At 76.7% G+C, this 23,272-nt stretch carries 23 protein-coding genes and 1 pseudogene; 8 read left to right on the top strand and 16 right to left on the bottom strand.

The window, feature by feature from the left end:
• Positions 1 to 12 precede the first annotated feature (12 nt).
• From RTG05_RS13600 to RTG05_RS13625, 5 genes and pseudogenes are all read right to left on the bottom strand, one after another.
• Complete coding sequence (locus RTG05_RS13600) at positions 13 to 345, bottom strand: TraR/DksA family transcriptional regulator (RefSeq protein WP_315911875.1); 333 nt, start codon at positions 343 to 345, stop codon at positions 13 to 15.
• A gap of 61 nt (positions 346 to 406) precedes the next feature.
• Positions 407 to 1,489: pseudogene (locus tag RTG05_RS22385) on the bottom strand (IS30 family transposase).
• A 113-nt stretch (positions 1,490 to 1,602) separates the two neighbouring features.
• Complete coding sequence (locus RTG05_RS13615; protein ID WP_166529101.1) at positions 1,603 to 2,241, bottom strand: class I SAM-dependent methyltransferase; 639 nt, start codon at positions 2,239 to 2,241, stop codon at positions 1,603 to 1,605.
• Positions 2,238 to 3,524 carry a YibE/F family protein gene (locus RTG05_RS13620; protein WP_166529102.1) on the bottom strand — a complete coding sequence of 429 codons (1,287 nt, stop codon included), beginning with the start codon at positions 3,522 to 3,524 and terminating at the stop codon, positions 2,238 to 2,240. Before RTG05_RS13620 ends, RTG05_RS13615 begins: the two co-directional genes overlap by 4 nt.
• A gap of 50 nt (positions 3,525 to 3,574) precedes the next feature.
• On the bottom strand, positions 3,575 to 3,997 hold the full coding sequence (locus tag RTG05_RS13625) for an STAS domain-containing protein (protein ID WP_166529103.1): 423 nt from the start codon (positions 3,995 to 3,997) through the stop codon (positions 3,575 to 3,577).
• Positions 3,998 to 4,201: 204 nt separating this feature from the next.
• Between RTG05_RS13625 and RTG05_RS13630 the strand changes: the two genes are divergently transcribed.
• Together RTG05_RS13630 and RTG05_RS13635 are read left to right on the top strand one after the other, a co-directional pair.
• Complete coding sequence (locus RTG05_RS13630) at positions 4,202 to 4,699, top strand: Hsp20/alpha crystallin family protein (protein WP_166529104.1); 498 nt, start codon at positions 4,202 to 4,204, stop codon at positions 4,697 to 4,699.
• 82 nt (positions 4,700 to 4,781) lie between these two features.
• Positions 4,782 to 5,150 carry a helix-turn-helix domain-containing protein gene (locus tag RTG05_RS13635; protein ID WP_166529105.1) on the top strand — a complete coding sequence of 123 codons (369 nt, stop codon included), beginning with the start codon at positions 4,782 to 4,784 and terminating at the stop codon, positions 5,148 to 5,150.
• Here the strand turns inward: RTG05_RS13635 and RTG05_RS13640 are convergent.
• The 5 genes from RTG05_RS13640 to RTG05_RS13660 all read right to left on the bottom strand — a co-directional run bounded on the left by RTG05_RS13640 (position 5,140) and on the right by RTG05_RS13660 (position 10,509).
• Positions 5,140 to 6,246 (bottom strand): epoxide hydrolase family protein, encoded by a 1,107-nt coding sequence (locus RTG05_RS13640; protein ID WP_208104944.1) that lies wholly within the window; start codon positions 6,244 to 6,246, stop codon positions 5,140 to 5,142. The genes RTG05_RS13635 and RTG05_RS13640 overlap by 11 nt on opposite strands.
• A 17-nt stretch (positions 6,247 to 6,263) precedes the next feature.
• A complete protein-coding gene (locus RTG05_RS13645) occupies positions 6,264 to 7,457 on the bottom strand; it encodes an acetate/propionate family kinase (RefSeq protein WP_166529106.1) in 1,194 nt (397 codons plus the stop codon).
• Entirely contained in the window at positions 7,454 to 9,535 is a 2,082-nt protein-coding gene (pta, locus tag RTG05_RS13650) for a phosphate acetyltransferase (RefSeq protein ID WP_166529107.1), read from the bottom strand. Before pta ends, RTG05_RS13645 begins: the two co-directional genes overlap by 4 nt.
• Positions 9,536 to 9,673: 138 nt before the next feature.
• On the bottom strand, positions 9,674 to 9,823 hold the full coding sequence (locus RTG05_RS13655; RefSeq protein ID WP_166529108.1) for a hypothetical protein: 150 nt from the start codon (positions 9,821 to 9,823) through the stop codon (positions 9,674 to 9,676).
• 101 nt (positions 9,824 to 9,924) lie between these two features.
• Entirely contained in the window at positions 9,925 to 10,509 is a 585-nt protein-coding gene (locus RTG05_RS13660) for a TetR/AcrR family transcriptional regulator (RefSeq protein ID WP_208104946.1), read from the bottom strand.
• A 63-nt stretch (positions 10,510 to 10,572) separates the two neighbouring features.
• Here RTG05_RS13660 and RTG05_RS13665 point away from each other — a divergent pair, with 63 nt between their 5' ends.
• Entirely contained in the window at positions 10,573 to 11,475 is a 903-nt protein-coding gene (locus RTG05_RS13665) for an oxidoreductase (protein ID WP_166529110.1), read from the top strand.
• 13 nt (positions 11,476 to 11,488) lie between these two features.
• Here the strand turns inward: RTG05_RS13665 and RTG05_RS13670 are convergent, their stop codons facing one another.
• Complete coding sequence (locus RTG05_RS13670) at positions 11,489 to 12,421, bottom strand: M48 family metalloprotease (protein ID WP_166529111.1); 933 nt, start codon at positions 12,419 to 12,421, stop codon at positions 11,489 to 11,491.
• Positions 12,422 to 12,431: 10 nt separating this feature from the next.
• Positions 12,432 to 12,797 carry a BlaI/MecI/CopY family transcriptional regulator gene (locus tag RTG05_RS13675; protein ID WP_166529112.1) on the bottom strand — a complete coding sequence of 122 codons (366 nt, stop codon included), beginning with the start codon at positions 12,795 to 12,797 and terminating at the stop codon, positions 12,432 to 12,434.
• A 115-nt stretch (positions 12,798 to 12,912) separates the two neighbouring features.
• Here RTG05_RS13675 and RTG05_RS13680 point away from each other — a divergent pair, with 115 nt between their 5' ends.
• From RTG05_RS13680 to cydC, 3 genes are read left to right on the top strand one after another with little or no spacing between them, the layout of a single operon-like run.
• On the top strand, positions 12,913 to 14,442 hold the full coding sequence (locus RTG05_RS13680) for a cytochrome ubiquinol oxidase subunit I (protein ID WP_166529113.1): 1,530 nt from the start codon (positions 12,913 to 12,915) through the stop codon (positions 14,440 to 14,442).
• A 14-nt stretch (positions 14,443 to 14,456) separates the two neighbouring features.
• Positions 14,457 to 15,503, top strand: coding sequence for a cytochrome d ubiquinol oxidase subunit II (cydB, locus tag RTG05_RS13685; RefSeq protein WP_166529114.1), 1,047 nt, complete (start codon positions 14,457 to 14,459; stop codon positions 15,501 to 15,503).
• Positions 15,500 to 18,901, top strand: a complete 3,402-nt coding sequence (gene cydC, locus RTG05_RS13690; RefSeq protein WP_315911877.1) for a thiol reductant ABC exporter subunit CydC — start codon at positions 15,500 to 15,502, stop codon at positions 18,899 to 18,901. Before cydB ends, cydC begins: the two co-directional genes overlap by 4 nt.
• A gap of 94 nt (positions 18,902 to 18,995) precedes the next feature.
• On the opposite strand, the gene rraA is transcribed toward cydC, so the two are convergent.
• The gene (gene rraA / locus RTG05_RS13695) at positions 18,996 to 19,487 is read right to left on the bottom strand and encodes a ribonuclease E activity regulator RraA (RefSeq protein WP_166529115.1); all 492 of its coding nucleotides are present in this window, start codon (positions 19,485 to 19,487) and stop codon (positions 18,996 to 18,998) included.
• Positions 19,488 to 19,580: 93 nt separating this feature from the next.
• On the opposite strand from rraA, the gene RTG05_RS13700 reads away from it, so the two are divergent.
• Positions 19,581 to 20,252: a GntR family transcriptional regulator gene (locus tag RTG05_RS13700; RefSeq protein ID WP_166529116.1), complete on the top strand. Its 672-nt coding sequence runs from the start codon at positions 19,581 to 19,583 to the stop codon at positions 20,250 to 20,252.
• A complete protein-coding gene (locus RTG05_RS13705; RefSeq protein WP_208104948.1) occupies positions 20,249 to 21,427 on the top strand; it encodes an MFS transporter in 1,179 nt (392 codons plus the stop codon). The genes RTG05_RS13700 and RTG05_RS13705 overlap by 4 nt, the downstream gene beginning before the upstream one ends.
• Before the next feature lie 3 nt (positions 21,428 to 21,430).
• Here the strand turns inward: RTG05_RS13705 and RTG05_RS13710 are convergent, their stop codons facing one another.
• The 3 genes from RTG05_RS13710 to RTG05_RS13720 are packed head-to-tail and all read right to left on the bottom strand — an operon-like array spanning position 21,431 to position 23,249.
• On the bottom strand, positions 21,431 to 22,501 hold the full coding sequence (locus tag RTG05_RS13710; protein WP_166529117.1) for an isocitrate/isopropylmalate dehydrogenase family protein: 1,071 nt from the start codon (positions 22,499 to 22,501) through the stop codon (positions 21,431 to 21,433).
• On the bottom strand, positions 22,498 to 22,938 hold the full coding sequence (locus RTG05_RS13715) for a cupin domain-containing protein (protein WP_208104949.1): 441 nt from the start codon (positions 22,936 to 22,938) through the stop codon (positions 22,498 to 22,500). Before RTG05_RS13715 ends, RTG05_RS13710 begins: the two co-directional genes overlap by 4 nt.
• Positions 22,935 to 23,249, bottom strand: a complete 315-nt coding sequence (locus RTG05_RS13720; RefSeq protein ID WP_315911878.1) for a putative quinol monooxygenase — start codon at positions 23,247 to 23,249, stop codon at positions 22,935 to 22,937. The genes RTG05_RS13715 and RTG05_RS13720 overlap by 4 nt, the downstream gene beginning before the upstream one ends.
• Positions 23,250 to 23,272: the final 23 nt, after the last annotated feature.

The following is a 23,272-nucleotide window of genomic DNA, read 5'->3' on the forward strand; positions in this document are numbered from 1 at the left end:
GCGAGGGAGCCGTCAGCGGGCGCAGGTGATGCAGGTGCGCGCCGCGGGGCGGGCGGCCAGCCGCTCCGGCGCGATCGGCCGGCCGCAGGTCTCGCACACGCCGTAGCCGCCGGCCGCGCGCCGCTCCAGCGCCGCCTCGACGTCGGCCAGCCGCCGGCGCGCCGCCGCCAGCAGCGCGACGACCTGCTGGCGCTCGAAGGCGATGGTGGCGCCCTCCGGGTCGTGCTCGTCGTCGGCGTTGGACGCCCGCGAGGCGTCGACCACGGCGTCGAACTCGCCGGTCAGCGCGGCGATCTGGGCCAGCGTCTCCGCACGGGCGCGGGCGAGCGGGTCGTCCTCGGTCACCCGGCCATCGTCCGCCCGCCCCGTGACCATCGGCGGGTGGCTGCCCGACACGCGGGCGCCTTCAAGCGGCTGTTGCAACGAGGAGCTCGTTGAGCTTCTCGGCGGGAGTGTGCCAGCCGAGGGTTTCGCGGGGGCGGCCGTTGAGTTCGGCGGCGACGTCGTCGAGGGCCTCTTGGGTCCAGGTGCGCAAGTCGGTGGTCGAGCGGGGGAAGTACTGGCGGAGCAAGCCGTTGGTGTTCTCGTTGCTGCCGCGCTGCCAGGGTGAGTGCGGGTCGCAGAAGAACACCGGGCAGCCGGTGGCCACAGTGAAGCCGGCGTGGCCGGCCAGCTCCGGGCCCAGGTCCCAGGCCAGCGAGCGCAGCAGGTGTTGCGGGAGGCGCTGGGCGAGGGTGGACAGGACGTCGATGACGGCCTCGGAGGCGCGGCCGCCGGGGAGCGCGCCGAGCATCACGTAGCGGGTGGAGCGCTCCACGAGGGTGACGATCGCCGAAGCGCCGCGCGCGCCGATGACCAGGTCACCTTCCCAGTGGCCGGGCACGGCCCGGTCGGCGGCCTCGGCGGGGCGGGCGGAGAGGTGGAACTACGGGGTGGCCCAGGCCCGCGCCGAGCGCACCGCCCCACCGGGTATCCGGCGCGCGCGGCGATGGGCGCGTCCGGAGCGCAGCGCCACCTGGTCGGCCAGCTCGGCGCGCAGGCTGCCCCGGCCTTGGACGTAGATGGCCTGGTAGATCGTCTCGTGCGACACGGCCCAGCCTGCCGCGCCCGGATGCTCCCGGGGCAGGCCGTGGGCGATCTGGCGCGGTGAGTGCCGTTGCCGCAGCCGCTGGAGCACCTCCGCCCGCAGGGCCGTGCCCGGTCCCAGCTTGGCCGGCTTGGGCCGCCGCGCCCGGGCGGCTGCCCGTTCCTGAGCGCGGCCGGCCAGATAGCCCCACCGGTACAGCCCGCCCCGCCCGGCCGGGCGGGCCGTGCTGCGTCCGGCCGGGTTCTTGTGACCATGCCGATAGGAGTGGTTGCGCTGCAGCTCCCGCCACACCGTCGACCGATGCCGGCCGGTCAACACTGCGATCTGCGGGATCTCCTGGCCCGCTCGCCACAGCGCCTCGATCTGCAGGCGCTCACCTACGTCCAACCGACGTCCCGGCATCCGGCCATCACCACCACCATCGAAGGGGCGTTGCAACAACCGAATGACTACACCGCGGGCGGGGACAGCCACTCGACGATGATCACGGGAGCGGTGGCGGCCGGGGCGGGGCCTCAGCGGTCACGGCGCAGCAGCCGCAGCGAGCCGGTGCCGGGCAGCTCGGTGAAGTCCCCCGAGGCCAGCACGCGGGTGTAGACGCCGTAGGGCGCCTGCCCGCCGTCGGCGGGGTCGGGGAAGACGTCGTGGATGGCCAGCGCGCCGCCGACGGCCAGCGTGGCCACCCAGGCGTCCTCGTCGCGGCGGGCGGACTCCTCGGTGTGGCTGCCGTCGAGGAACAGCAGTGCCAGCGGCGTGGCCCACAGCGCGGCGACCGCCTCCGAGCGGCCGACGACGGCGATGACGACGTCCTCGGCGTGCGCGTCGGCGATCGTGCGGCGGAACCGCGGCAGGGTGTCCAGCAGCCCGACGGCGGGGTCGACCAGCGACGGGTCGTGGTACTCCCAGCCGGGCTGGTGCTCCTCCGACCCGCGGTGGTGGTCGACGGTCACCACCACCCGGCCGGTCTCCCGCGCGGCGGCGGCCAGGTACAGCGCCGAGCGGCCCAGCCAGCTGCCCACCTCCAGCAGCGGCCCGGGGACGGCGACCGCGCGGGCGGCCTCGTACAGCGCCGTCCCCTCGTCGTCGGGCATGAACCCCGGGGCGGCGCGGGCGGCGGTGAGCAGCGGCTCGGCGCGGGGCCGGTCGGCGCTCACCGGGCGAACCGGGCGCGCAGGGCGGTCACCCGCCGCTCGGTCGCCGCGCCGGCCGCGGTGCCGGCGGCCGTGGCGAAGAAGGCGCCGGCCGCGGTGGTCACCGGCACGGCGAGGACCAGCGCGATGGAGCCGACCAGCGTGCGGATCACCTCCTCGGCCAGCGCCGAGCTGGTCAGGACGACGTCCCACGGCTGGGCGTAGACCTCGAAGAGCATGAGCAGCGGCAGCGAGGCCCCGGCGTAGGCGAACACGATGGTGTAGACGGTGGAGGCGATGTGGTCGCGGCCGACCGCCATCCCGCGCCGGTAGAGCTCCCGCCCGCCCATGGTCGGGTCGACCTCGTGCAGCTGCCAGATCGCCGACGCCTGGGTGATCGTCACGTCGTTGAGCACGCCCAGCCCGGCGACCACCACGCCGGCCAGCACCAGCCCGGAGAAGTCGATGGCCGGGTCGTACTGCAGCAGCGTGGTGGTCTCCTCCGTGGTCAGCCCGGTCAGCCGGGCCGTGGCCACCGACACCGCCCCGAGCACGGCCACCAGCGCCAGCCCGAACAGCGTGCCGACCAGCGCCGTCGTCGTCCGCGCGGAGAAACCGTGCGCCAGGTAGAGGACGACGAACATGATGGCCGCCGAGCCGACCAGGCTGACCAGCGTCGGCGAGGAGTCCCCGAGCAGCCCGGGCAGCAGGAACTGCAGCAGCACGGCGAAGGCGAACGCCAGCCCGACCAGGGCGGCCAGCCCGCGCAGCCGGGCGACGGCCACGGTGACGACGGCGAAGGCGACCGTGAGCGCGACGATCGGCACGTCGCGGTCGTAGTCGAAGAAGGCGTACTGACCGGCGCCCTCCACCGCGGCGTCCCGGGTGAGCACCAGGACGTCGCCGACGTCGACCCCGGCGGAGTAGACCTCGGCGGGGAGCTCGAGCTCCTGGAAGTCCCCCGCGCCGTCGCCGTCGAGGACCTCCACGACCACGGTGGCGCAGGTCAGCTGCTGCGCCGGCTGGCCCTCCCCGCCGGGCAGGGAGCAGTCCAGCGGCTCGACGGTGGTGACCCGCCCCTCCGGGTAGGTGGTGCCCGGCGGGAGGAACAGCTGGGCGGCCTGCTCGGCGCGGGTCGGCCCGTCGCCGGGCCACAGCACCACCAGGCCGACCACCGTGGCCAGCCCGACCGGCACGAGCAGCAGCAGCATGAGCCACACCGCCCGCCGGCGGCGGGTGAGGACCTCCGGGCTCGGCGGCGGGGCGTCCGGGTCGGGACCGTGGCTGTGGGGGTGGCTCGGTGGCACCCGGTCAGGCTAGGAGCCCACCCCCCGCCGGGACCGCCCGACACCGGGACTCAGCCGCCGCCCTCCCGGTCGACCCGGTCGTCGGCCAGGGCCGGCTGCTGCTCCACGGAGAAGCGCAGCCACAGACCGGACAGCTGCAGCGGCCGGGCGACCACCGACGGCGGGGACACCAGCACGACCTCCACCCCGCGCGGCTGGCAGAGCTTCTGCAGCTGCACGAGCACCGCCATGCCGGCGGAGTTGAGGTAGGTGACCCCGCGCAGGTCCAGCCGGACCTGCCGCAGGTCCGGCCGGCCGAGCAGCAGGTCGGTGATGGTGCGGACCAGCGGCCGGCGGGCCCCCTCGGTGAACTCGCCGTGGACGGTCGACGTCGCGACGTCGCCGTCCAGGGCGGTGACCACCTCCGGCTCCGCGTCGCCGCGCCGCTGCTGCTCGGGTCCCCCCGGCGTCCGGGCTGCTCCGTTGTCGTCCACGGACCTGTCCTGCCCCGACGGGCGGGAGATCACGCGCGGGCGGGCAGGCCCGACGACCACGGACCGGGACGTGGGACGGGGCCGGGAACACCTGTGCGCGATGGACGTTTACCAGAGTGCGTGACCGAGGTAATCTCCAGTCGCCGCGAGAGATCCACCTCGGGCAGCGAACCGAACAGCACGATCCCAGGAGGGTGCACAGCCATGGCCATGCTGACCGCCTACGACCCGTTCGCCGCCACGTCCGCCGCCTTCCGCGCGCTGGACCAGCTCGCCGGCCGGGCCGGGTCGCTGACCGCCCGCCCGCTGTCGGGCATGCCGATGGACGCCTACCGCGTCGGTGACAACTTCGTCGCCCACTTCGACCTGCCCGGCGTGGACCCCGGCTCGATCGACCTGCAGGTCGAGGGCACCACACTGACCGTCACCGCCGAGCGCTCGGTACCGCAGCTGGAGAACGCCGAGTGGGCGATCGCGGAGCGCCCGTACGGCAGCTACACCCGCCAGCTCGTCCTCGGCCGGAGCCTGGACACCGAGCGGCTGGAGGCCAGCTACCACGACGGCGTGCTGACCGTGAGCATCCCGGTCGCCGAGAAGGCCCGCTCCCGCAAGATCACGGTCACCCGCGCCGACACCCCGGCGACGGTCGAGCACCGCACCATCGAGGGCGAGTCGTCCCAGCAGAAGTCGGTCGAGAGCTGATCGACGTCGGCGCCTGCGAGGGCCGGGTCCGCACGGACCCGGCCCTCGTGCGTCCCGCACCACCCGGGACCGGGGGACCGCCATGACCAGACCCGGACCCGACGCCGGTGACCCGGTGGGGCGCCTCGACGACCCGGACTACCCGGCGCTGACCATGAGCCAGGCCGCGGCGCTGCTCGGTGTCCAGGCGGCCTTCCTGCGCAGCCTGGACATCGCCGGGGTCCTGCAGCCGCACCGCTCCCCCGGCGGGCACCGCCGCTACTCCCGCCACCAGCTCACCCTGGCCGCCCGGCTGCGCCAGCTGCTGGACGACGGGCACACGCTGGCCTCCGCGGAGGTCATCCTCGGCCTGCAGGACGAGCTGGCCGACGCCCGGGCCGACAGCGAGCGACTGCAGGCCACCGTCAACCGGCTGCGCGCCGGCGAGGACGGCCGACCGGTCAGCGGCTGACGACGCGGACGAACCGCCGCAGCTCCTCGACGAGCAGGTCGGGCACCTCCATCGCCGCGAAGTGCCCGCCGCGCGGGAACTCCGTCCACGACACCAGGTCGACCACCTCGGCCACCGCCGCGCGGACCGGCCGGAACAGGTCGTGCGGGAGCACCGCCACGCCGGTCGGCACGTCCCGCGACCAGCCCGGCACCGGGGCGTGCGCCCGCTCCCAGTACAGCTGCGCCGACGACGGCCCGGTGCGGGTGAACCAGTAGACGGCCGTGTTGGTGAGCAGCCGGTCGTCGTCCACGGCACTGGCCGGGTCGGTCCACTCGGCGAACCGCTCGGCGACCCAGGCCAGCAGCCCGGCCGGTGAGTCCGTCAGCGCCGGCGCCAGCGACAGCGGCCGGGTGCCCTGCACCTTGGCGTAGCCGGACAGCTCGCGGGCGTAGCGCGCCGCCCTGGCCTCGGCGACCGGGTCCCCGTCGGGCGCCGGCCCCGGGACCATGGTCACGTGCAGCCCGGCGACGTGCGCCGCGTCGGCGGCGGCGAGGTCGCGCCCGACGTGGGAGCCCCAGTCGCCGCCGTGGACGACGTAGCGGTCGTACCCGAGCCGGGCGACCAGCTCGGCGACCGCGCGGGCCATCCGGGCCGGCGTCCACCCGCCGTCCGGCGTCGGACCGGAGAAGCCGTAGCCGGGCAGCGAGGGGACGACGAGGTGCACCGCGTCGGCCGGGTCGCCGCCGTGCGCGGCGGGGTCGCTGAGCGGGCCGAACACCTGCAGGAACTCCACCACCGAGCCCGGCCAGCCGTGCAGCAGCACCAGCGGGACGGCGTCCGGCTCCGGGGAGCGCACGTGCAGCGCGTGCACCCGGGTGCCGTCGACCGTGGTGGTGACCTGCGGCCAGGCGTTGAGCGCCGCCTCCTGGGCGCGCCAGTCCCAGCCCGACGCCCACCGCCCGGCCAGCTCGCGCACCCGCTCGAGGGGGATGCCGCGCTCCCCGGGGAGGTCCTGGGCGACCGGCCAGCGGGTGCGCCGCAGCCGGTCGGCCAGGTCGTCGACGTCGGCCTGCGGCACGTCCACGCGGAAGGGGGTCACCTCGGTGCCGGCCACCCGGCCAGCCTGCCCGCTCAGCCACCGGCCAGCAGCTCGGCGGCCTGGCGGGCCATCTCCAGCTCCTCGTCGGTCGGCACGACGAGGACGGCGACCGGGCTGCCGTCGGCGGAGACCACCCGGGCCGCCCGGGACGGGGCGGCGTTGCGCTCGTGGTCGACCACGATGCCCAGCGTCTCCAGCCCGGCCAGCGAGCGGGCGCGGACCACGGCGTCGTTCTCCCCGATGCCCGCGGTGAACACGACGGCGTCGGTGCGGCCCAGCACCGCCAGGTAGGCCCCGACGTACCTGCGGACGCGGTGGCAGAAGACGTCGAGGGCCAGCGCGGCCGCCTCGTCGCCGGCCGCGGCCAGCCGGTGCACCTCGCGCAGGTCGCTGTGCCCGGCCAGGGCCAGCATGCCGCTGGCGGAGTTGAGCGCGCGGTCGACGGCGTCGGCGTCCAGGCCCGCCGTCCGGCGCAGGTGGGCCACCACCGCCGGGTCGACGTCGCCGGAGCGGGTGCCCATGACCAGGCCCTCCAGCGGGGTGAGGCCCATCGAGGTGTCCACGCTGCGCCCGCCGGCGACCGCGGTGGCGCTGGCGCCGTTGCCCAGGTGCAGCACGACCACGTTGGTGTCGGCGACCGGGCGGCCCAGCACCTCGGCGGCCCGCCGCGACACGTAGGCGTGCGACGTGCCGTGGAAGCCGTAGCGGCGGACGCCGTGGTCGCGGGCCCACTGCCGCGGCACCGCGTAGGTGTGCGCGTGGGCGGGGAGCGTCTGGTGGAACGCCGTGTCGAACACCGCCACGTGCGGCAGGCCGGGGAACGCCCGCCGGGCGACCTCGATGCCGGTCGCGTTGACCGGGTTGTGCAGCGGGGCCAGCGCCGCGAGGTCGCGGACGGCGGCGAGCACCCCGTCGTCCACGCGCACCGGCGTGGCGAACCGGGTGCCGCCGTGCACGACGCGGTGCGCCACCGCCGTCAGCCCGACGCCGGACAGGTCCGGCCCGGCCTCGGCGAAGGCGTCGAGGGCGGCACCGAGCGCGGCGGCGTGGTCCGGCAGCGGGCGCTCGGTCACCCGCGGGGCGCCGTCGGCACCGCGGTGGGTCAGCCGCCCGGTGGGCTGGCCGACCCGCTCGGCCAGCCCCGACGCCAGCGACGTCGCGGCGCCGACGTCGACGACGGCGTACTTCAGCGAGGAGGACCCGGCGTTGAGCACCAGGACCGTCACGGCCGGTCCTGCTGCCGGTCCTGCTGCTGGGCCTGGACCGCGGTGATGGCGACGGTGGTGACGATGTCCTGCACGGTCGCGCCGCGGGACAGGTCGTTGACCGGCCGGCGCAGGCCCTGCAGCACCGGGCCGACCGCGACGGCCCCCGCACTGCGCTGCACCGCCTTGTAGGTGTTGTTGCCGGTGTTGAGGTCCGGGAAGACGAACACCGTCGCCCGGCCGGCCACCTCGCTGCCGGGGAGCTTGGCGCGCGCGACGCCGGCGTCGACGGCGGCGTCGTACTGGATGGGCCCCTCGACGGACAGGTCCGGGGCCTGCTGCCGGACCAGGTCGGTGGCCGCGCGCACCCGGTCGACGTCCTCCCCGCTGCCGGAGGACCCGGTCGAGTAGGACAGCATCGCCACCCGCGGCTGCACGCCGAACTGCGCGGCGGTGCGCGCCGAGGAGACCGCGATCGCGGCCAGCTGCTCGGCGGTGGGGTGCACGTTGACCGCGCAGTCGCCGTAGACCAGCACCCGGTCGGCCAGGCACATGAAGAAGACGCTGGACACGATCGGCACGCCCTCGACCGTGCGGATCACCTCCAGGGCCGGGCGGATGGTGTGCGCGGTGGTGTGCGCCGCGCCGGAGACCATGCCGTCGGCCATCCCGAGGGCGACCATCAGCGTGCCGGCGTAGGAGACGTCGACGACCACGTCGCGGGCGGCGTCCATCGGCACGCCCCGGTGCGCGCGGCGGCGGGCGTACTCGACGGCGAGGCGCTCGCGCAGCTCCGGGTCGGCGGGGTCCACCAGCTGGGCGCCGCCGACGTCGACGCCGGCGCGGGCGGCCGCGGCGCGGACCTCCTCCCGCGGGCCGAGCAGGGTGAGGTCGACGACGCCGCGGCGCAGCAGCGTCTCCGCCGCGCGCAGGACGCGCTCGTCGGTGCCCTCGGGCAGCACGATCCGCCGGCGGTCGGCGCGCGCCCGGTCGAGCAGCTCGTACTCGAACATCAGCGGCGTCCGGACCTGCGGCCGCGCCACCGCGACCCGGTCGAGCAGGTCCGCCCCGTCGACGTGCGCCTCGAACAGCGCCAGCGCCGTGTCGACCTTGCGGGTGGCCTCCGGCGTGATCCGCCCGGGCACGGCGGCGGCGGTCGGCGCGGTGGCGTAGGTGTCCTGCGCGGTGAGGACCACGGGCAGCCCGGTGGGCAGCCGCTCGACCAGCTCGAGCACCCGGGGCGCCGGCGGGATGCCGCCGGTGAGCACGACGCCGGCCGGTGCCGGCAGCCCGCCGGAGAGGTGCGCGGCGAGCACGCCGAGCAGCACGTCGGCGCGGTCGCCGGGGGTGAGGACGACGACGCCGTCGACCAGCCGGTCGAGCAGGTTGGGCAGCGTCATGGCCGCCACCAGCACTCCGGAGGTCTCCCGCGACAGCGTGACGGGGTCGCCGGCCAGCAGCTCGCCGTCGCAGGCCTCGGCGATCTCCGCGACGGTCGGGGCAGTGAGCACCGGGGCCTCCGGCAGGGCCCAGACCGGCAGGCCGCCGGCGGCCGTGGCCGGTGCCGCGGCGAGCTCCCGCGGGTCGACCCGGTTGGCGACGACGGCGACGACCTCGCAGCCGGCCGACCGCATCGCGGCCACCCCGACGTCGGCGGCCGACCGGGTGCCGGCCGCCGTCCGGTCGTGCCCGGAGACGACGGCCAGCACCGGCAGACCCAGGTTGACCGCGATCCGCGCGTTGAGCGCGAGCTCGCCGGCCGCACCCGCCTCGGTGAAGTCGGTGCCGACGACCAGCACGCGGTCGCAGCGGGCGGCCAGGGCCCGGTAGCGGGCGACGACCTCGGCGACGGCGCGGTCCTCGTCGGCGAGGACGTCGGCGTAGGGCACGCCCAGGCACGCCTCGTACGGCGGCCGCGGCTCCGGGGACCGCGGGAGCAGCAGGTCGACGACGCGGTCGGTGCCCTCGACCGCGGTGACCACCGGCCGGAAGACGCCGAGCCGGCCGACCCGCCGGGCGAGCAGCTCGAAGACCCCCAGGGCGACCGCGGACTTGCCGGTCCCCGGTTTGCAGCCGGTCACGTACAGCCCGGCGGACACCTGCACCTCCCTCCCGGCGGAGGCTCCGTCGCGGCCCGCGTCCCGCCCGTGGCCGGAGGTCCCGCCCGGCCCATCCTCCCGCGCGTGCTGGTCAGGGGCGACCCGTCGACACGGCGCCAGGTCGACGGTGGACCGCGGTCAGGACTTCTTCCCGCCCTTCTTCCCCCCCTTCTTGCCGAGCTCGCTCTGCGCGGCCGAGCTCTTCCGGGGGTTCTTCTTCCCCTCCTCCTCCGCCTTGGCGTTCGCCTTCTCCGCCGTGTCGCTCCCCTTGCCGCTCTTCCCCGCCACGCCGACCTCCCCGTCGAGCTCCGCCGTCCGGGGCCGGACGGCGGGGCGCTGCCACTACCCCGGGCGGACCAGCCGGAACACCCAGGTCGGGAGGGACGGCCTCAGCGCGGGCGGAGACCGTCCAGCAGCGTGTCCACCGTGCGCACCAGCAGGGCGTCGACGTCCGTACCGGGCAGGGCGCCGCTGACCGACAGCGCGGCCACCCCGTGCAGGCCCGCCCACAGCGCGGTGGCCAGCGCCCCCGGGTCCCCCGGGACGACCTCGCCGCGGCGCTGGGCGTCGGCCACCACCAGCGCCGGCCCGGACACCGCATCGGCGGCGTGCGGGGCCTCGCCGGCGCCCTTGCGGGCGAAGACCAGCTCCAGCAGCGCCGGTTCCGTCGTCGCGAAGCGGACGTAGCCCCGACCCAGGGCCAGCACCCGGGGCCGCAGACCGGCGTCCGGCCCTGGGTCGGCGGCGGCCAGCTCGGCGTCCAGCCGCTGCCAGCCCGCGGCGGCCAGGGCGGCCAGGAAGGCCTGCCGGTCGGGGAAGTGCCGGCTGGGTGCGGCGTGGCTGACGCCGAGGTCGCGGGCCAGCCGGCGCAGCGACAGGTCGGCCGGCGACCCGGTGCGCAGCTGCTCGACCGCGCGCTCCAGCAGCGCCGCGCGCAGGTCGCCGTGGTGGTAGGGCTGGTCGGGGTGCCGCACGGCGGGCAGGCTAGTCGATGTAGGCGTTGCACACATTGTTGTCACCGGCTACATTCACTCGGCATGACGAGTCGCTGGACCACCGCCGACATCCCCTCCCAGGCCGGCCGCACCGCCGTCGTCACCGGCGCCACCAGCGGGCTGGGCCTGGTCACCGCCCGGGAGCTCGCCGCCGCGGGCGCCCGGGTCGTCCTCGCCGTCCGGGATCCCGAGCGCGGCACGGCCGTGGCCGCGGGCCTGGCCGGCGACGTCGAGGTGCGCCGCCTCGACCTCGCCGACCTGGCCTCGGTGCGCGCCTTCGCCGAGCGGTGGGACGGGCCGCTGGACGTCCTGGTCAACAACGCCGGGATCATGATGGTCCCGGCCGGCCGCACCGCCGACGGCTTCGAGCTGCAGTTCGGCACCAACCACCTCGGCCACTTCGCGCTGACCAACCTGCTGCTGCCGCAGGTCACCGACCGGGTGGTCACCGTCGCCTCCGGCGCGCACCGCATGGGCGAGATCTCCCTCGACGACCCCAGCTGGGAGCGGCGGCGCTACTCCCCCGAGCGCGCCTACGGCCAGTCCAAGCTGGCCAACCTGCTGTTCACCCTGGAGCTGCAGCGCCGGCTCACCGCGGCCGGGTCGCCCGTCCGGGCGCTGGCCGCCCACCCGGGGTGGTCGGCGACGAACCTGCAGAGCCGCACCGGCAACCGGGTCAAGGACGCGGTCATGGCCGTGGGCAACCGACTGCTGGCCATGGACGCCGAGCAGGGCGCCCTGCCGCTGCTGTTCGCGGCGACCGCCGACCTGCCCGGTGGCAGCTACGCCGGCCCGGACGGCACGATGGAGATGCGCGGGTACCCGACGCTCGTCGGCCGCAGCCGGGCCGCCAGCGACCTGGCCACGGCCGAGCGGCTGTGGGCGGCGTCGGCGCGGCTCACCGGCGTCGACTTCCCGGCCGCCCTGGGCGCGGCCAGCCGCTGACCGGCAGGGTCCGTCACCACAGCGCGGGCAGGAGCAGCAGGGCGGTCGGCGCCAGCAGCAGCAGGCCGGCCGACAGCAGCGCGAGGGCCCGGGCCCAGCCGGGCAGCGGGGCCGGCGGCCGCAGCAGCCGCACCACCCGGTCCCCCACCGCGCTGCCGGTCACGGCGAGCGCCCCGGACGGCACCCCCGCTCCACCGGCGCCGCCGGCCGCGACCACGATGGCGCGGGCCAGCGTCCGCCGGGGCGCGGGCCCGGGGAGCGAGGCCAGGGCGACGTCGTCGGCGCGCATCTCCACCAGCGTGCGCACCGCGGCGTGCGCCCGGGCCGCGGCGGGCAGCACCGGCAGCGCCGCCTCCCAGGCCACGAACGGCAGCAGGTAGAGGTGGTGGTGCTCGCGCAGGTGCGCCCGCTCGTGCGCGACGACCGCGGCCAGCGCGGCGTCGTCCAGCTCGGCGACCATCCCGGAGGACAGCACCAGCAGCGGCCGCGCGCCGGGGATGCAGAACGCCACCGGCGCGGGGTGCTCCAGCAGCCGGGCGTCGGGCAGCGCGGCCGGCTGCACCACCAGCTCCAGCAGCTCCCGGTGCCGGCGGCGGGTGCGCGCCGTGCGCACCCAGGACAGCAGCAGCACGCCGAGCAGCTCGGTGGCCAGCACGCCGGCGAGGGTCAGCGTCGTCCAGTGGTCGCCGCGGACCGGCGTCCCGGCCGGCCGCCCGGTGGCCACCGCCGCCAGCGCCTCGGGCAGCGAGGCGCCCCACGGCGCCAGCCCGTGCACCAGCAGCGCGCCGATGATCGACAGGCCGCCGGCCAGCCCGACCGCCTGCCAGCAGGCCAGCGCGACCAGCGGGTCGCGGCGCGGCCAGCCGGCGCGGGCCAGCAGCGCCGGCACCGGCCAGGCCAGCAGCGCGGCCAGCACGGCGAGGGCCGCGGCGGTGGCGGGCAGCATCGGGCGCCGGTCAGGCGGTCGGCTCGTCCGGGCCGGCGGCGGCCAGCAGCTCGCGCAGCAGCCTCGCCTCGTCGGGGTCGACGCCGCCGACGAACCGGGCCAGCACCGCCTGCCGGTCCCCGGCCTGCCCGAGCACCTCGTGCATGAGCTCGGCGGCGTGGTCCTCGCGGGTGCCGCGGGCCCGGAAGCGCCGCGGCCGGCCCTCGTCGTGCACGACGAAGCCCTTCTGCTCCAGCCGGGACAGCACGGTGTGCACGGTGGTCAGGGCCAGGCCGCGACCGGCCAGGCCGTCGCGCAGCTCGGTCGCGGCCAGCGGTCCGTCGGCCGACCACAGCCGGTCCATCACCGCGCGCTCGAGGTCTCCCAGCGACGCCACGTGCTCCTCCTGTCCGCCGGGTCACACCGGGACTCTTCTACGTCGCGTAGAGGTTACCTTCTACGAGGCGTAGAAAAGGATGCGTCGATCGTACGACGACCGGAGGGGACCCGCCGTGGACGTGCTGGACGTCGCACGCTGGCAGTTCGGGATCACGACCGTCTACCACTTCCTCATGGTCCCGCTGACCATCGGGCTGGGGCTGCTGGTCGCCGTCATGCACACCATGTGGGTGCGCACGGACAAGCCAGAGTGGCTGCGGATGACCCGCTTCTGGGGCCGGGTCTACCTGGTCAACTTCGTGCTCGGCGTGGCCACCGGGCTGGTGCAGGAGTTCCAGTTCGGCCTGGCCTGGAGCGAGTACTCCCGCTTCGTCGGCGACGTCTTCGGCTCGCTGCTCGCCCTGGAGGCGCTGCTCGCCTTCTTCCTGGAGTCGACCTTCCTCGGCCTGTGGATCTTCGGCTGGGGCCGCATCCCGAAGAAGCTGCACCTGGCCGCGCTGTGGGCCGCGGTCGTCGGCTCGATCGTCAGCGCCTACTTCATCATCGCGGCCAACTCCTGGATGCAGCACCCGGTCGGCGTGGTCACCGACGACGCCACCGGCCGCCCCGTGCAGGTCGACTTCCTCGCCGTCCTCACCAACAACACCGCGCTGGCCGCGTTCAGCCACGCCATCGTCGCCGCGCTCATGGTCGCCGGCGCCCTGCTGGTCGGCATCGGCCTGTGGCACCTGCGCCGCCGGGCGCTGGCCGGGCAGCCCGAGGACACCGACTCCCGGGTCTGGCGCCGCTCGGTGCGCCTCGGCGGGGTCGTCTCGCTGGCCGCCTTCGTGCTGGTCTCCCTCACCGGCGACTGGCAGGGCAAGCTGATGTACGCCCAGCAGCCGCTCAAGATGAGCTCCGCCGAGGCGCTGTGCGAGACCGAGGCGCCGGCCCCGTTCTCGGTCTTCGCCTGGAGCAAGCTCGGCTCCAACGAGTGCGACGACGTCCGCTCCATCACCATCCCCGGGCTGGTGTCCTTCCTCGCCCACGGCGACTTCTCCAGCGCCGTCCCGGGGGTCAACCAGCTGCAGGAGGAGTACGCCGAGGTCTACGGCGCGACCTACCCCGACGACCCGTCCCGGTTCGGCGCGCTGGCCGGCGAGGAGGTCGACTACACGCCGCTGCTGGCGGTCTCCTACTGGAGCTTCCGGCTGATGATCGGCATGGGTGCCGTCTCCGCCGGCGTGGCCGCCTACGCGCTGTGGGCGACCCGGCGGGGCCGGGTGCCCACCTCCCGGCTCGGCGTGTACGGCTCGCTGGCCGCCGTCGCCGCGCCCTTCGTGGCCAACGCGACCGGGTGGGTCTTCACCGAGATGGGCCGCCAGCCCTTCGTCGTGCACCCCAACCCCGACGTGCCGGTCGAGGACCAGGTCTGGTTCTTCACCGCCCAGGCCGTCTCCCCCGGCGTCACCGCCGCCGAGGTGTGGACGTCGCTGACGCTGCTCACCCTGGTCTACGGCGCGCTGGCCGTCGTCGAGCTGGGGCTGCTCACCCGCTTCGTGCGCCGTGGCGTCACCACCGGGGACGGTGCCGCCGTCCCGGCCGCCGGCACCGACGACACCTCCCGGGACGCCGACGACGACGTCCTCTCCTTCGCCCACTGACCGGGAGCCACACCGTGGACCTGCAGACCCTCTGGTTCGCCGCCGTCGCGCTGCTGTGGACCGGCTTCCTGCTGCTCGAGGGCTTCGACGTCGGCGTCGCCGCGCTGCTGCCGGTGCTCGGCCGGCGCGGTGCCGACGGCGGGCGCGCCGACCGGCACCTCATGCTGCGCACCATCGGCCCGGTGTGGGACGGCAACGAGGTCTGGCTGATCACCGCCGTCGGCGCGGTGTTCGCCGCCTTCCCCGGCTGGTACGCCACCTGGCTGCCGGCGCTGTACCTGCCGTTCGTCCTCGTGCTGCTCGGGCTGATCGTCCGCGCGGTCGCCTTCGAGTGGCGGCACGCCCACCCCGACCCGCGCTGGGACGCCACCTGGACCCGCGTCATCACCGGCGGCTCGCTGCTCGCCGCGGCCGGCATCGGCGCCGCACTCGGCGCGACCACCCTCGGCCTGCCGATCGGTGCGGACGGCACCCGGGTCGGCGGCGCGTTCTCCGGGCTGGGATGGCCGGCGCTGCTGGGTGCGGTCGCCGTCCTGGCGTTCTCCGTGGTGCACGGCGCGGTGTTCCTGGCGCTGAAGACCGACGGCCCGCTGCGGGTGGCCGCCCGCGCCCTCGCGCTGCGCTGGATGCCGCTGGCCGCGCTGCCGCTGCTGGCCTGGGCCGGCCTGGTGCACCTGCGGTCCGGGACGCCGGTCACCGGGGCGCTGTGGCTGGCCGCGGCGCTGGCCGTGCTGGTCGCCTGGGCGCGGCTGCGGGTCGGCCGCGAGGGCCAGGCGTTCGCCGCGTGGGGCGCGATGCTGGCGGCCGCCGCCGCGACGGTCTTCGGGGCGGCCTACCCGGTCGTCGTCCCGTCCACGATCGACCCGGCGTTCGGCCTCACGATCGCCGAGGCCTCGGTCAGCGACTACACGCTCACCGTGATGACCTGGGCCGCCGGCATCGGGCTGCCCGTGGTGCTGGGCTACCAGGCGTGGACCTACTGGGTGTTCCGGGCGCGGCTGACCGCCGAGCCCCAGCACGCGGGGTCACCGCACGCCGGGCCCACCGGGACGCTCGCATGACCCGCCAATATCGCGACAAAGGCGGTCGCCTGTCGCGCGCGGGTGGCACTTCCGACCGCGGGCCGCTGGGGGCGCTGGCCGGCGTCCCCGGGGTGACCGCGGCGCTGGTCCGCGCCGGGGCCGCCGCGCTCGGCCAGGTCGCCGGGCTGGTGCTGCTCGCCGCCGGACTGGCGCACGCGGTGGCCCGCGCCGCCGGCCAGGACGACGGGGCGCTGACCGGCCCGCTGCTCGTCGCGGCCGCCGGCGTGGCAGTGCGCGCGGTCGCCGGGTGGGCCGGGGAGCTGCTCGCCGCCCGGGACGCCCGCCGCGCCGAGGAGCGGTTGCGCGCCGCGCTGGTCGCCCGGCTGGCCGCCTCCCCCGCCGCGGTCGCGGCCGCCGGCGGTCCCGGCCCGGCGGCGGTCCTGGCCACCACCCGGCTGGCCGATCTCGCGCCCGCCCTGGCCGCCCGGCTGCCCGCGCTGGCCTCGGCGGTCGTCGTGCCGCCGGTGCTGCTGGTCGTCCTGGCCTGGACCGACCTGCTGTCGGCCGTCCTGGTCGCGTTCACCCTGCCGCTGGTGCCGGTGTTCATGGTGCTGGTCGGGCTGACCACCCGGGACGGCACGACCGTGGCCGCCCGCGCGCTGGACCGGATCGCCGCGCACGTGGCCGAGCTGGTCCGCGGGCTGCCGGTGCTGGTCGGCCTCGGCCGGGCCGCCGAGCAAGCCGCGGCGCTCGCCGAGCTGGGCGAGGCCGCCCGCCGCCGCACGATGGCGACGCTGCGGCTGGCCTTCCTCTCCGCGCTGGTGCTCGAGCTGCTCGCCACCCTGTCGGTCGCGCTGGTCGCGGTCACCGTCGGCCTGCGGCTGGTGCACGGCGACCTGGCCCTGGCGGTCGGGCTGACCGCGCTGCTGCTCGCGCCGGAGGCGTTCGCCCCGCTGCGCGCGCTGGGCGCCGCGCACCACGCCGGTGAGGACGCCGCGCTGGCCGCCGCCGAGGCCCGCGCGGTGCTCGACACCCCCGTGCCCGTCGCGGTCCCGGCCGTGGACGCCGACCCACGCGGTGCCGACGTCACCGTCACCGGGCTCGCCGTCCGCTTCCCCGGTCGCACGGTGCCCGCCCTGACGCCGGTCGACCTCGCCGTCCGGCCCGGCGAGCTGATCGCGCTGCAGGGTGCCAGCGGCTCGGGCAAGTCCACGCTGCTCGCCGTCCTCGCCGGGGTGGTCGACCCGTCCGCGCAGGTGGCGGGCTCGGTGACCGGCGTCCCGGACGGCGGGGTCGCGTACGTGCCGCAGTCCCCGCGCACCACCGGCGCGACCGTCGCCGACGAGCTCCGCCGGCACGCCGGCTCCGCACCCGGCATCGACGAGGTCGTCGGGGAGGCGTACGTCGTCGAGGCGCTGGCCCGGGTCGGCGCCGCCGGCCTGGCCGGCCGGGCCTGCACCACCCTGTCCCCCGGCGAGCTGCAGCGGGTGGCACTGGCCCGGGGGCTGGTGCGGGTCCGCCGCGGCGCCCGGCTGCTGCTGCTCGACGAGCCGACCGCGCACCTGGACGACGCCGCCGCCGCCACCGTGGCCGCGGTGCTGGCCGGGCTGCGCGGCACGGTGAGCGTCCTGCTGGTCACCCACGACCCGGCGCTCGCGGCGCTGGCCGACCGCACCGTCGAGCTGCCGGCCGCCGGTGCCTCGACCGCGGTCCATGCACACACCGCCGCATCCGCCCCCGATCCGACGACGGGACGTGCACACACCGCTGAGCCGGAGCCGGTCGCGGCGGTGCACGCGGACGGCGGGCTGCGCTGGCCGCGGCGGGCGCTGGCGCGGGCGGTGCTCGCCGGCACCGCGTCGGCCGGGGCCGGCGTGGCGCTGACCGCGGTGTCCGGCTGGCTGATCGTGCGGGCCGCGGAGATGCCGCCGGTGCTGACCCTGCTGGTGGCGATCGTCGGTGTGCGGGCGTTCGGCCTGGGCCGGGCGGGGCTGCGCTGGACCGAGCGGCTGACCGCGCACGACGCGGTGCTGCGGCTGGCCGCCGACCTGCGGGTGCGGGTGTGGCGGGCGCTGGCGGCGCAGGGCCTGGCGGCCGACCGGACGCCGGGGTCGGCGCTGGCCCGCGTGGTCGGCGACGTCGGCCTGGTGCAGGACCTCGCGGTGCGTGTCGTCCCCCCGGCACTGGTCGCCGGCACGGTGACCACGGCGACGCTGGGCGCGCTGGCCCTCGTCTCCCCCGCCGCGGGTGCGGCCGCGGCAGCGGTGCTGCTCGCTGCCGTCGGGCTGGTGCTCGCCGCCCACCGCCGGGTCGACGCCGGCGCCGCCCGCACCGAGGCCGCGCTGCGGGTGGCCGCGCTGCGCGACACCACGACGGTGCTGGAGGGGGCGGCCGACCTGCGGGCGCACGGCCTGGCCGGCCGGACGGCGGCGGACCTGGCCGGCCTGGCCGCGCAGCGGTCGGCGGCCGACGGCGCGCGCACCCGGGCCGGGGCGCTGGGCACCGGGGCGGTCGTCCTCGGCACCGGGCTGGCCGCGGTCGCCGCCGCGGCGGCGGGGGCCGCGACGGGGGTCACCGGCCCGGCGGTCGCGGTGCTCGCGCTCGCCCCGCTGGCCCTGGCCGAGCCGCTGGCCGGGTTGGTGACGGCCCTGCAGCGGCGCGGCGCGCTGGCCGACGCCCGGGCCCGCCTCGACGCCGTCCTCACCGCACCGGTGCCGGCCGACCCGGCCGACCCGCTCCCGGTCCCCGCGCCGGTGCGCGGGCTGGCCACCGACGGCCTGGTCGCCGGCTGGCCGGGCGGCCCGGACGTGCTGCGCGGCCTGACCACCCGCGCCGCCGCGGACGGCGGGTGGCTGGTCGTGCGCGGGCCGTCGGGCTCGGGCAAGTCGACGTTCCTCGCCGTGCTGCTCGCGGCGCTCCGCCCGCGCGCCGGGGGCTGGACGCTCGGCGGGGTCGACACCGCGCGGCTGACCGGGGACGGCGTCCGGTCGCGGACGGCCTGGCTGCCGCAGGACGCGCACGTGTTCGCCTCGACCGTCCGCGCCAACCTGGCGCTGGCCGCCCCGCGCGGCGGGCTGGCCGGCCCGGACGGCGAGGCCCGGATGCGCGCCGCGCTGGCGGCCAGCGGGCTGGGCGGGCTGCTGGCCGGGCTGCCCGAGGGGCTGGACACGCCGGTCGGCGCGGGCGGCACCGCGCTGTCCGGCGGGGAGCGGCGCCGGCTGGCCGCGGCACGGGCGCTGCTGGCCGACCGGGACGTGGTGCTGCTCGACGAGCCGACCGCGCACCTGGACCCGCCGACCGCCGCCGCGCTGCTGGGCGACCTGCGCGCCGCGCTGGCCGGCCGGGTGGTGGTCTGCGTGACCCACGACGACACCGTGGAGCGGGCCGGCGACACCGTCGTCCGGCTGGGGTCCGCGGAGCCGGCCCGGGTCGGCTGAGCGGCCGAGGTCGCTCGCGTCCCGTCGTGCCGGAGCAGCGACGCAGGTCCTCCGGACGACGGCCGTGCCCGGACCGCGGCGCAGGGGTCCTCCCTCAGGCCGGGGGCTCCGGCAGGACGACCACGCCGTCGGCATCCGCGCACAGCCACTCGCCCTCGCGGAACACCACCCCGGCGAACACCACGGGGACCCCGGCCTGACCGGAGTGCAGCCCGCGCTGGCTGCGGCGCGGGAAGGCGGCCAGCGCCCGGACGCCGAGCGGCTGGGCGGCCAGCTCGTCGGCGTCCCGGATGCAGCCGTACACCACGATGCCGGCCCAGCCGTTGGCCGCCGCGGAGACCGCCAGGTTGCCGCCGACCAGCCCGCAGCGCAGCGAGCCGCCCCCGTCGACGACGAGCACCCGGCCCTCCCCGGGCCCCTCGACCGCCTGCTTCACCAGGGTGTTGTCCTCGAACACCTTGAGGGTGGCGATCGGCCCGCAGAAGGCCGGCCGCCCCCCGAAGGCCCGGAACACCGGTGCGCACACCTGGGCCTCCGGGTGCTCGTCGCAGAGGTCGGTCGTCGCGGGCACGGGTGTGTCGGTCATGGACCGAAGTTATAAGCTGACGGGAGGATCGCGCAGATCAGGCATTTCGCTGCAGCTCAGCGGGTCGTCGAGGTTGTGAGGACAGGGGACGGCATGGACGAACCGGGCAGCACGAAGGGCGAACTGGCCTACGCGCGGGTCCGCGAGCTGGTCCTGTCCGGTGAGCTGGCCCCGGGCGCGGTGGTCAACCAGGCCACCCTGGCGCGGCGGATCGGGGTGAGCACCACTCCGCTGCGGGAGGCGCTGCGGCGGCTGGCCCAGCAGGGTCTCGTGGAGCTCGGCGCCCACCGCGACGCCCGGGTCGCCCCGCTGGACGCGGGTGAGGCCCGCGACCTGGTCGAGCTGCGCCAGGACCTCGACCCGTTCGCCGCCGGCCTGGCCGCCCAGCGCCGCACCGCCGCGGACCTCGCCGCCATGGCCGACGGCCTGGCCCGGCTGGAGTCGCTGTCCGACGACCCCTCCCCCGGCCAGCTGGCCGGGCACCGCCGGTTCCACGCCGCGGTCTACCGCGCGTCGCACAACGCGCTGCTCGTGGCCACCCTCGACGGCCTGTGGGACAAGACCGACCGCTACCGGCGGCACGCCCTGCGGACCGGGCGCAGCGACACCGAACGCGCGCGGCGGGCCGAGGAGCACCGGCTGCTGTTCGAGCTGGTGCAGGACCGCGACGCCGCCGGGGCCGCCGAGCTCATGCGCCGCCACGTGGAGACCAGTCTCGCGGCCCGGGCCGCCGGGAGCCTGACCACCTCGCACCGCCCGGCGTGAGGACGCCCCCGGGCCCGGGCGGGCGGCGGCTGCTGGCCCTGCTGCTGGTGCACTCCGCGCTCACCCAGGTGGTCACCTTCGTGCTGCGCCCCACCTCGGCGTACCGGGCGATCGAGCTGGACGTGCCGGCGGCCTGGCTGGGGGCGCTCACCGCGTCCTTCGCCGTCGTCCCGCTGCTGCTCGCCGTCCCGTCGGGGCAGGCCACGGACCGGTTCGGCGAGCGGCGGGTGCTGCTGGCCGGCGCGGTGCTGCTGCTGGCCTCCGCGGTGGTCTTCACGGCGGATGTGGGCGGGGCGGCGGGGCTGGTCCTGGGCAGCGTCGTCCTCGGCACCGGCCACCTGCTGTCGGTGGTGGGCCAGCAGGCGGCGGTGGCCAACAGCGCCGGCCCCGGGCGCTTCGACACCGCCTTCGGCCACTACACGTTCGCGGCGTCCCTCGGGCAGGCGGTGGGACCCGCGCTGATCACGGTGGCCGGGGGCGAGGGCGCGCTGCCCGACACCCGGCCGGTGTTCGCCGTGGCCACCGGTGTCGCGGTGCTCCTGCTGGCCTGCACCGCCGTGCTGCGGGTCCCGGCGCGGGCGCGGCCGGCCGGCGCTGCCGAGGTCGGGGGCATGGGCACGCTGCTGCGCCTGCCCGGGCTGCTGCGGGCGCTGACCGTGAGCTGCGTGGTGCTCGCCGCGGTCGACATCACGCTGGTCTACCTGCCCGCCCTGGGCGCCGACCGCGGGCTGGCCGCCGGCACCGTCGGCCTGCTGCTCACCCTGCGCGCGGTGGCCTCGATGACCTCCCGGTTCTTCCTCGGCCGGCTGGTGCGGCGAGCCGGGCGGCGGCGGCTGATGCTGGTCAGCGTCGCGCTGTCGGCGGTCGCGATGGGCGCGGTGGCGGTGCCCATGCCCGTCGCGGGGACGGCGGTGCTCGTGGTGCTGCTCGGCCTGGGGCTCGGGGTCGGCCAGCCGCTGACGATGTCCTGGCTGGCGGAGATGGCCCCGACCGGGCTGCGCGGCCGGGCGATGTCGCTGCGGCTGACCGGCAACCGGCTGGGCCAGGTGCTCATCCCCAGCGCCGTCGGGCTGCTGGCCGCCGGCGTCGGCTCGGCCGGGGTGCTGTGGGCGACCGCCGGGGCGCTGGCCCTGGCCGGGGCCGCCGCCCGCCGGTTGCACGAGGGCGGCGGCTGACCCTCACCTCCCGACGCGGGCCACCACGGCGTCGGTGAACTCCTCGGTCGAGGCCGATCCCCCCAGGTCGCGGGTGCTCACGCCGGCGCGCACGGCCGCCCGGACGGCGTCGTCCACCCGCACCGCGGCATCGGCGGCCCGCTCGTCGCCGTGCCGGGTGCCCAGCCAGTCGAGCAGCATCGCCGCCGACAGGATCATCGCGACGGGGTTGGCCAGACCCCGCCCGGCGATGTCGGGAGCTGAGCCGTGCGCCGCCTGGGCCATGCAGCGGTCGTCCGAGGCGTTGATCGACGGCGCGGTGCCCAGCGAGCCGGCCAGCTCCCCGGTCAGGTCGCTCAGGATGTCGCCGAACATGTTCTCGGCGACCAGCACGTCGAAGTCAGCAGCGCGGCGCAGCAGGTGCACCGTCATGGCGTCGATGTGGACGTCGTCCACCGTCACGTCGGGATACGCCTCGGCCACCTCGAGGCAGACCCTCTTGAACAGCCCCGAGCTCAGCTGCAGCACGTTGGCCTTGTGCACGACGGTCACCCGGCAGCGCCGGCGGCGGGCCAGCTCGAACGCGGTCCGCGCGATCCGCTCGACCGCGGACCGGGTGAAGACGCCCATCGCGATGGCGACGTCCGGTGTCGGCATGTACTCACCGGTGCCGGCGTGCGTGTTGCGGTCGGCGTAGAAGCCCTCGGTGTTCTCGCGGACCACGACCAGGTCGGTCCTCGGCGCGATGGCGTGGCCACCTTCGAAGGCGCGGGACGGACGGACGTTCGCGTACAGGTCGAAGTGCCTGCGCAGCGCGCCGCTCGGGTTGAGCTGCGAGCGGTACGGCTCGGGGTAGGCGGCGCTGTCGTGCGGGCCGAGCAGCCAGCCGTCCGTGTCGGCCAGCGCGGTCAGCGTGGTGTCCGGGACGGCGCTGCCGTGCGTCCCGATGGCGGTGGCGCCCAGCGGCAGCTCCTGCCACTGCACCGGCGGGGCGCCGGCGGCCGCGAGGGCGGCGTCGACCACCCGCACGGCGGCGGGGACGATCTCGGGGCCGATGCCGTCGCCGAGCATCACGCCGAGGCGGTAGGGGGTCATGCCGGCGTCGCGCCCCGGTCGGCGTCACTCAGGTGCTCGACCGTCTTGCCGGTGGCGGTGATGGTGCGGGTGACGTCGCGGCCGCCGTAGACCCAGTAGATGGTCATCTCCCCGTCGCCGCGGTTGCGGAAGCAGTGCGGGACGCCGGCCGGCACCCAGGTCGCCTGCCCGGCGACCAGGTCGAACTCGTCGTCGCCGACCACCGCGGTGGCCTCCCCCGCGTACACCAGCACCGTCTCCTCGACGTTGTGCGAGTGCAGCGGGATGCCGGTGCCGGGCGCGAAGACCGTCATCCCGGTGGTGACCCGGTTGTCCGCGCAGTTCCACCTCCCGACGAACGGGATGGTGGTGACGCCGTTGCCGCGGTCGAACCGCTCGATGTCGTCGGGGCGCAGCACCATCGACGGCGGAGCCGGCTGCTCCCCTGCCCCGCTCACGCCGCCGCCTCGGCCGAGTTCGTGGCGACCAGGGTGCCCGGGGTGTTGCTCTGCGACGCCAGGACGCGCTCGGCGGTCTTCCGCCACTCGAGGAAGTGCGGCATCTGCTTGTGCGCCGCATGAGCGGCGGCGTCGACGTACAGCTCGTAGAGGTAGAAGCGGTTCTCGTCCCCCTCCACCGAGCAGACGTCGAAGCGCAGGCAACCGGGCTCCTCACGCACCGATGACCGCGCGTTCTCGGTCATCCCGGCCAGGAACTCCTCCCGCCGACCGGGCCGGACCTCCATCTGCACCACCAGGCTGAACACCATGGACCTCCTCGTTGACTGCCGAG

The organism is Geodermatophilus sp. DSM 44513, from assembly GCF_032460525.1.
Classification (GTDB): domain Bacteria; phylum Actinomycetota; class Actinomycetes; order Mycobacteriales; family Geodermatophilaceae; genus Geodermatophilus.

Coding starts and splice junctions, on each gene's coding strand:
- RTG05_RS13710 (WP_166529117.1), bottom strand. CDS start 22,501: ATGACCCCCTACCGCCTCGGCGTGATGCTCGGCGACGGCATCGGCCCC.
- RTG05_RS13665 (WP_166529110.1), top strand. CDS start 10,573: ATGACGAGTCGCTGGACCACCGCCGACATCCCCTCCCAGGCCGGCCGC.
- RTG05_RS13700 (WP_166529116.1), top strand. CDS start 19,581: ATGGACGAACCGGGCAGCACGAAGGGCGAACTGGCCTACGCGCGGGTC.
- RTG05_RS13670 (WP_166529111.1), bottom strand. CDS start 12,421: ATGCTGCCCGCCACCGCCGCGGCCCTCGCCGTGCTGGCCGCGCTGCTG.
- RTG05_RS13630 (WP_166529104.1), top strand. CDS start 4,202: ATGGCCATGCTGACCGCCTACGACCCGTTCGCCGCCACGTCCGCCGCC.
- RTG05_RS13720 (WP_315911878.1), bottom strand. CDS start 23,249: ATGGTGTTCAGCCTGGTGGTGCAGATGGAGGTCCGGCCCGGTCGGCGG.
- cydC (WP_315911877.1), top strand. CDS start 15,500: ATGACCCGCCAATATCGCGACAAAGGCGGTCGCCTGTCGCGCGCGGGT.
- rraA (WP_166529115.1), bottom strand. CDS start 19,487: ATGACCGACACACCCGTGCCCGCGACGACCGACCTCTGCGACGAGCAC.
- RTG05_RS13635 (WP_166529105.1), top strand. CDS start 4,782: ATGACCAGACCCGGACCCGACGCCGGTGACCCGGTGGGGCGCCTCGAC.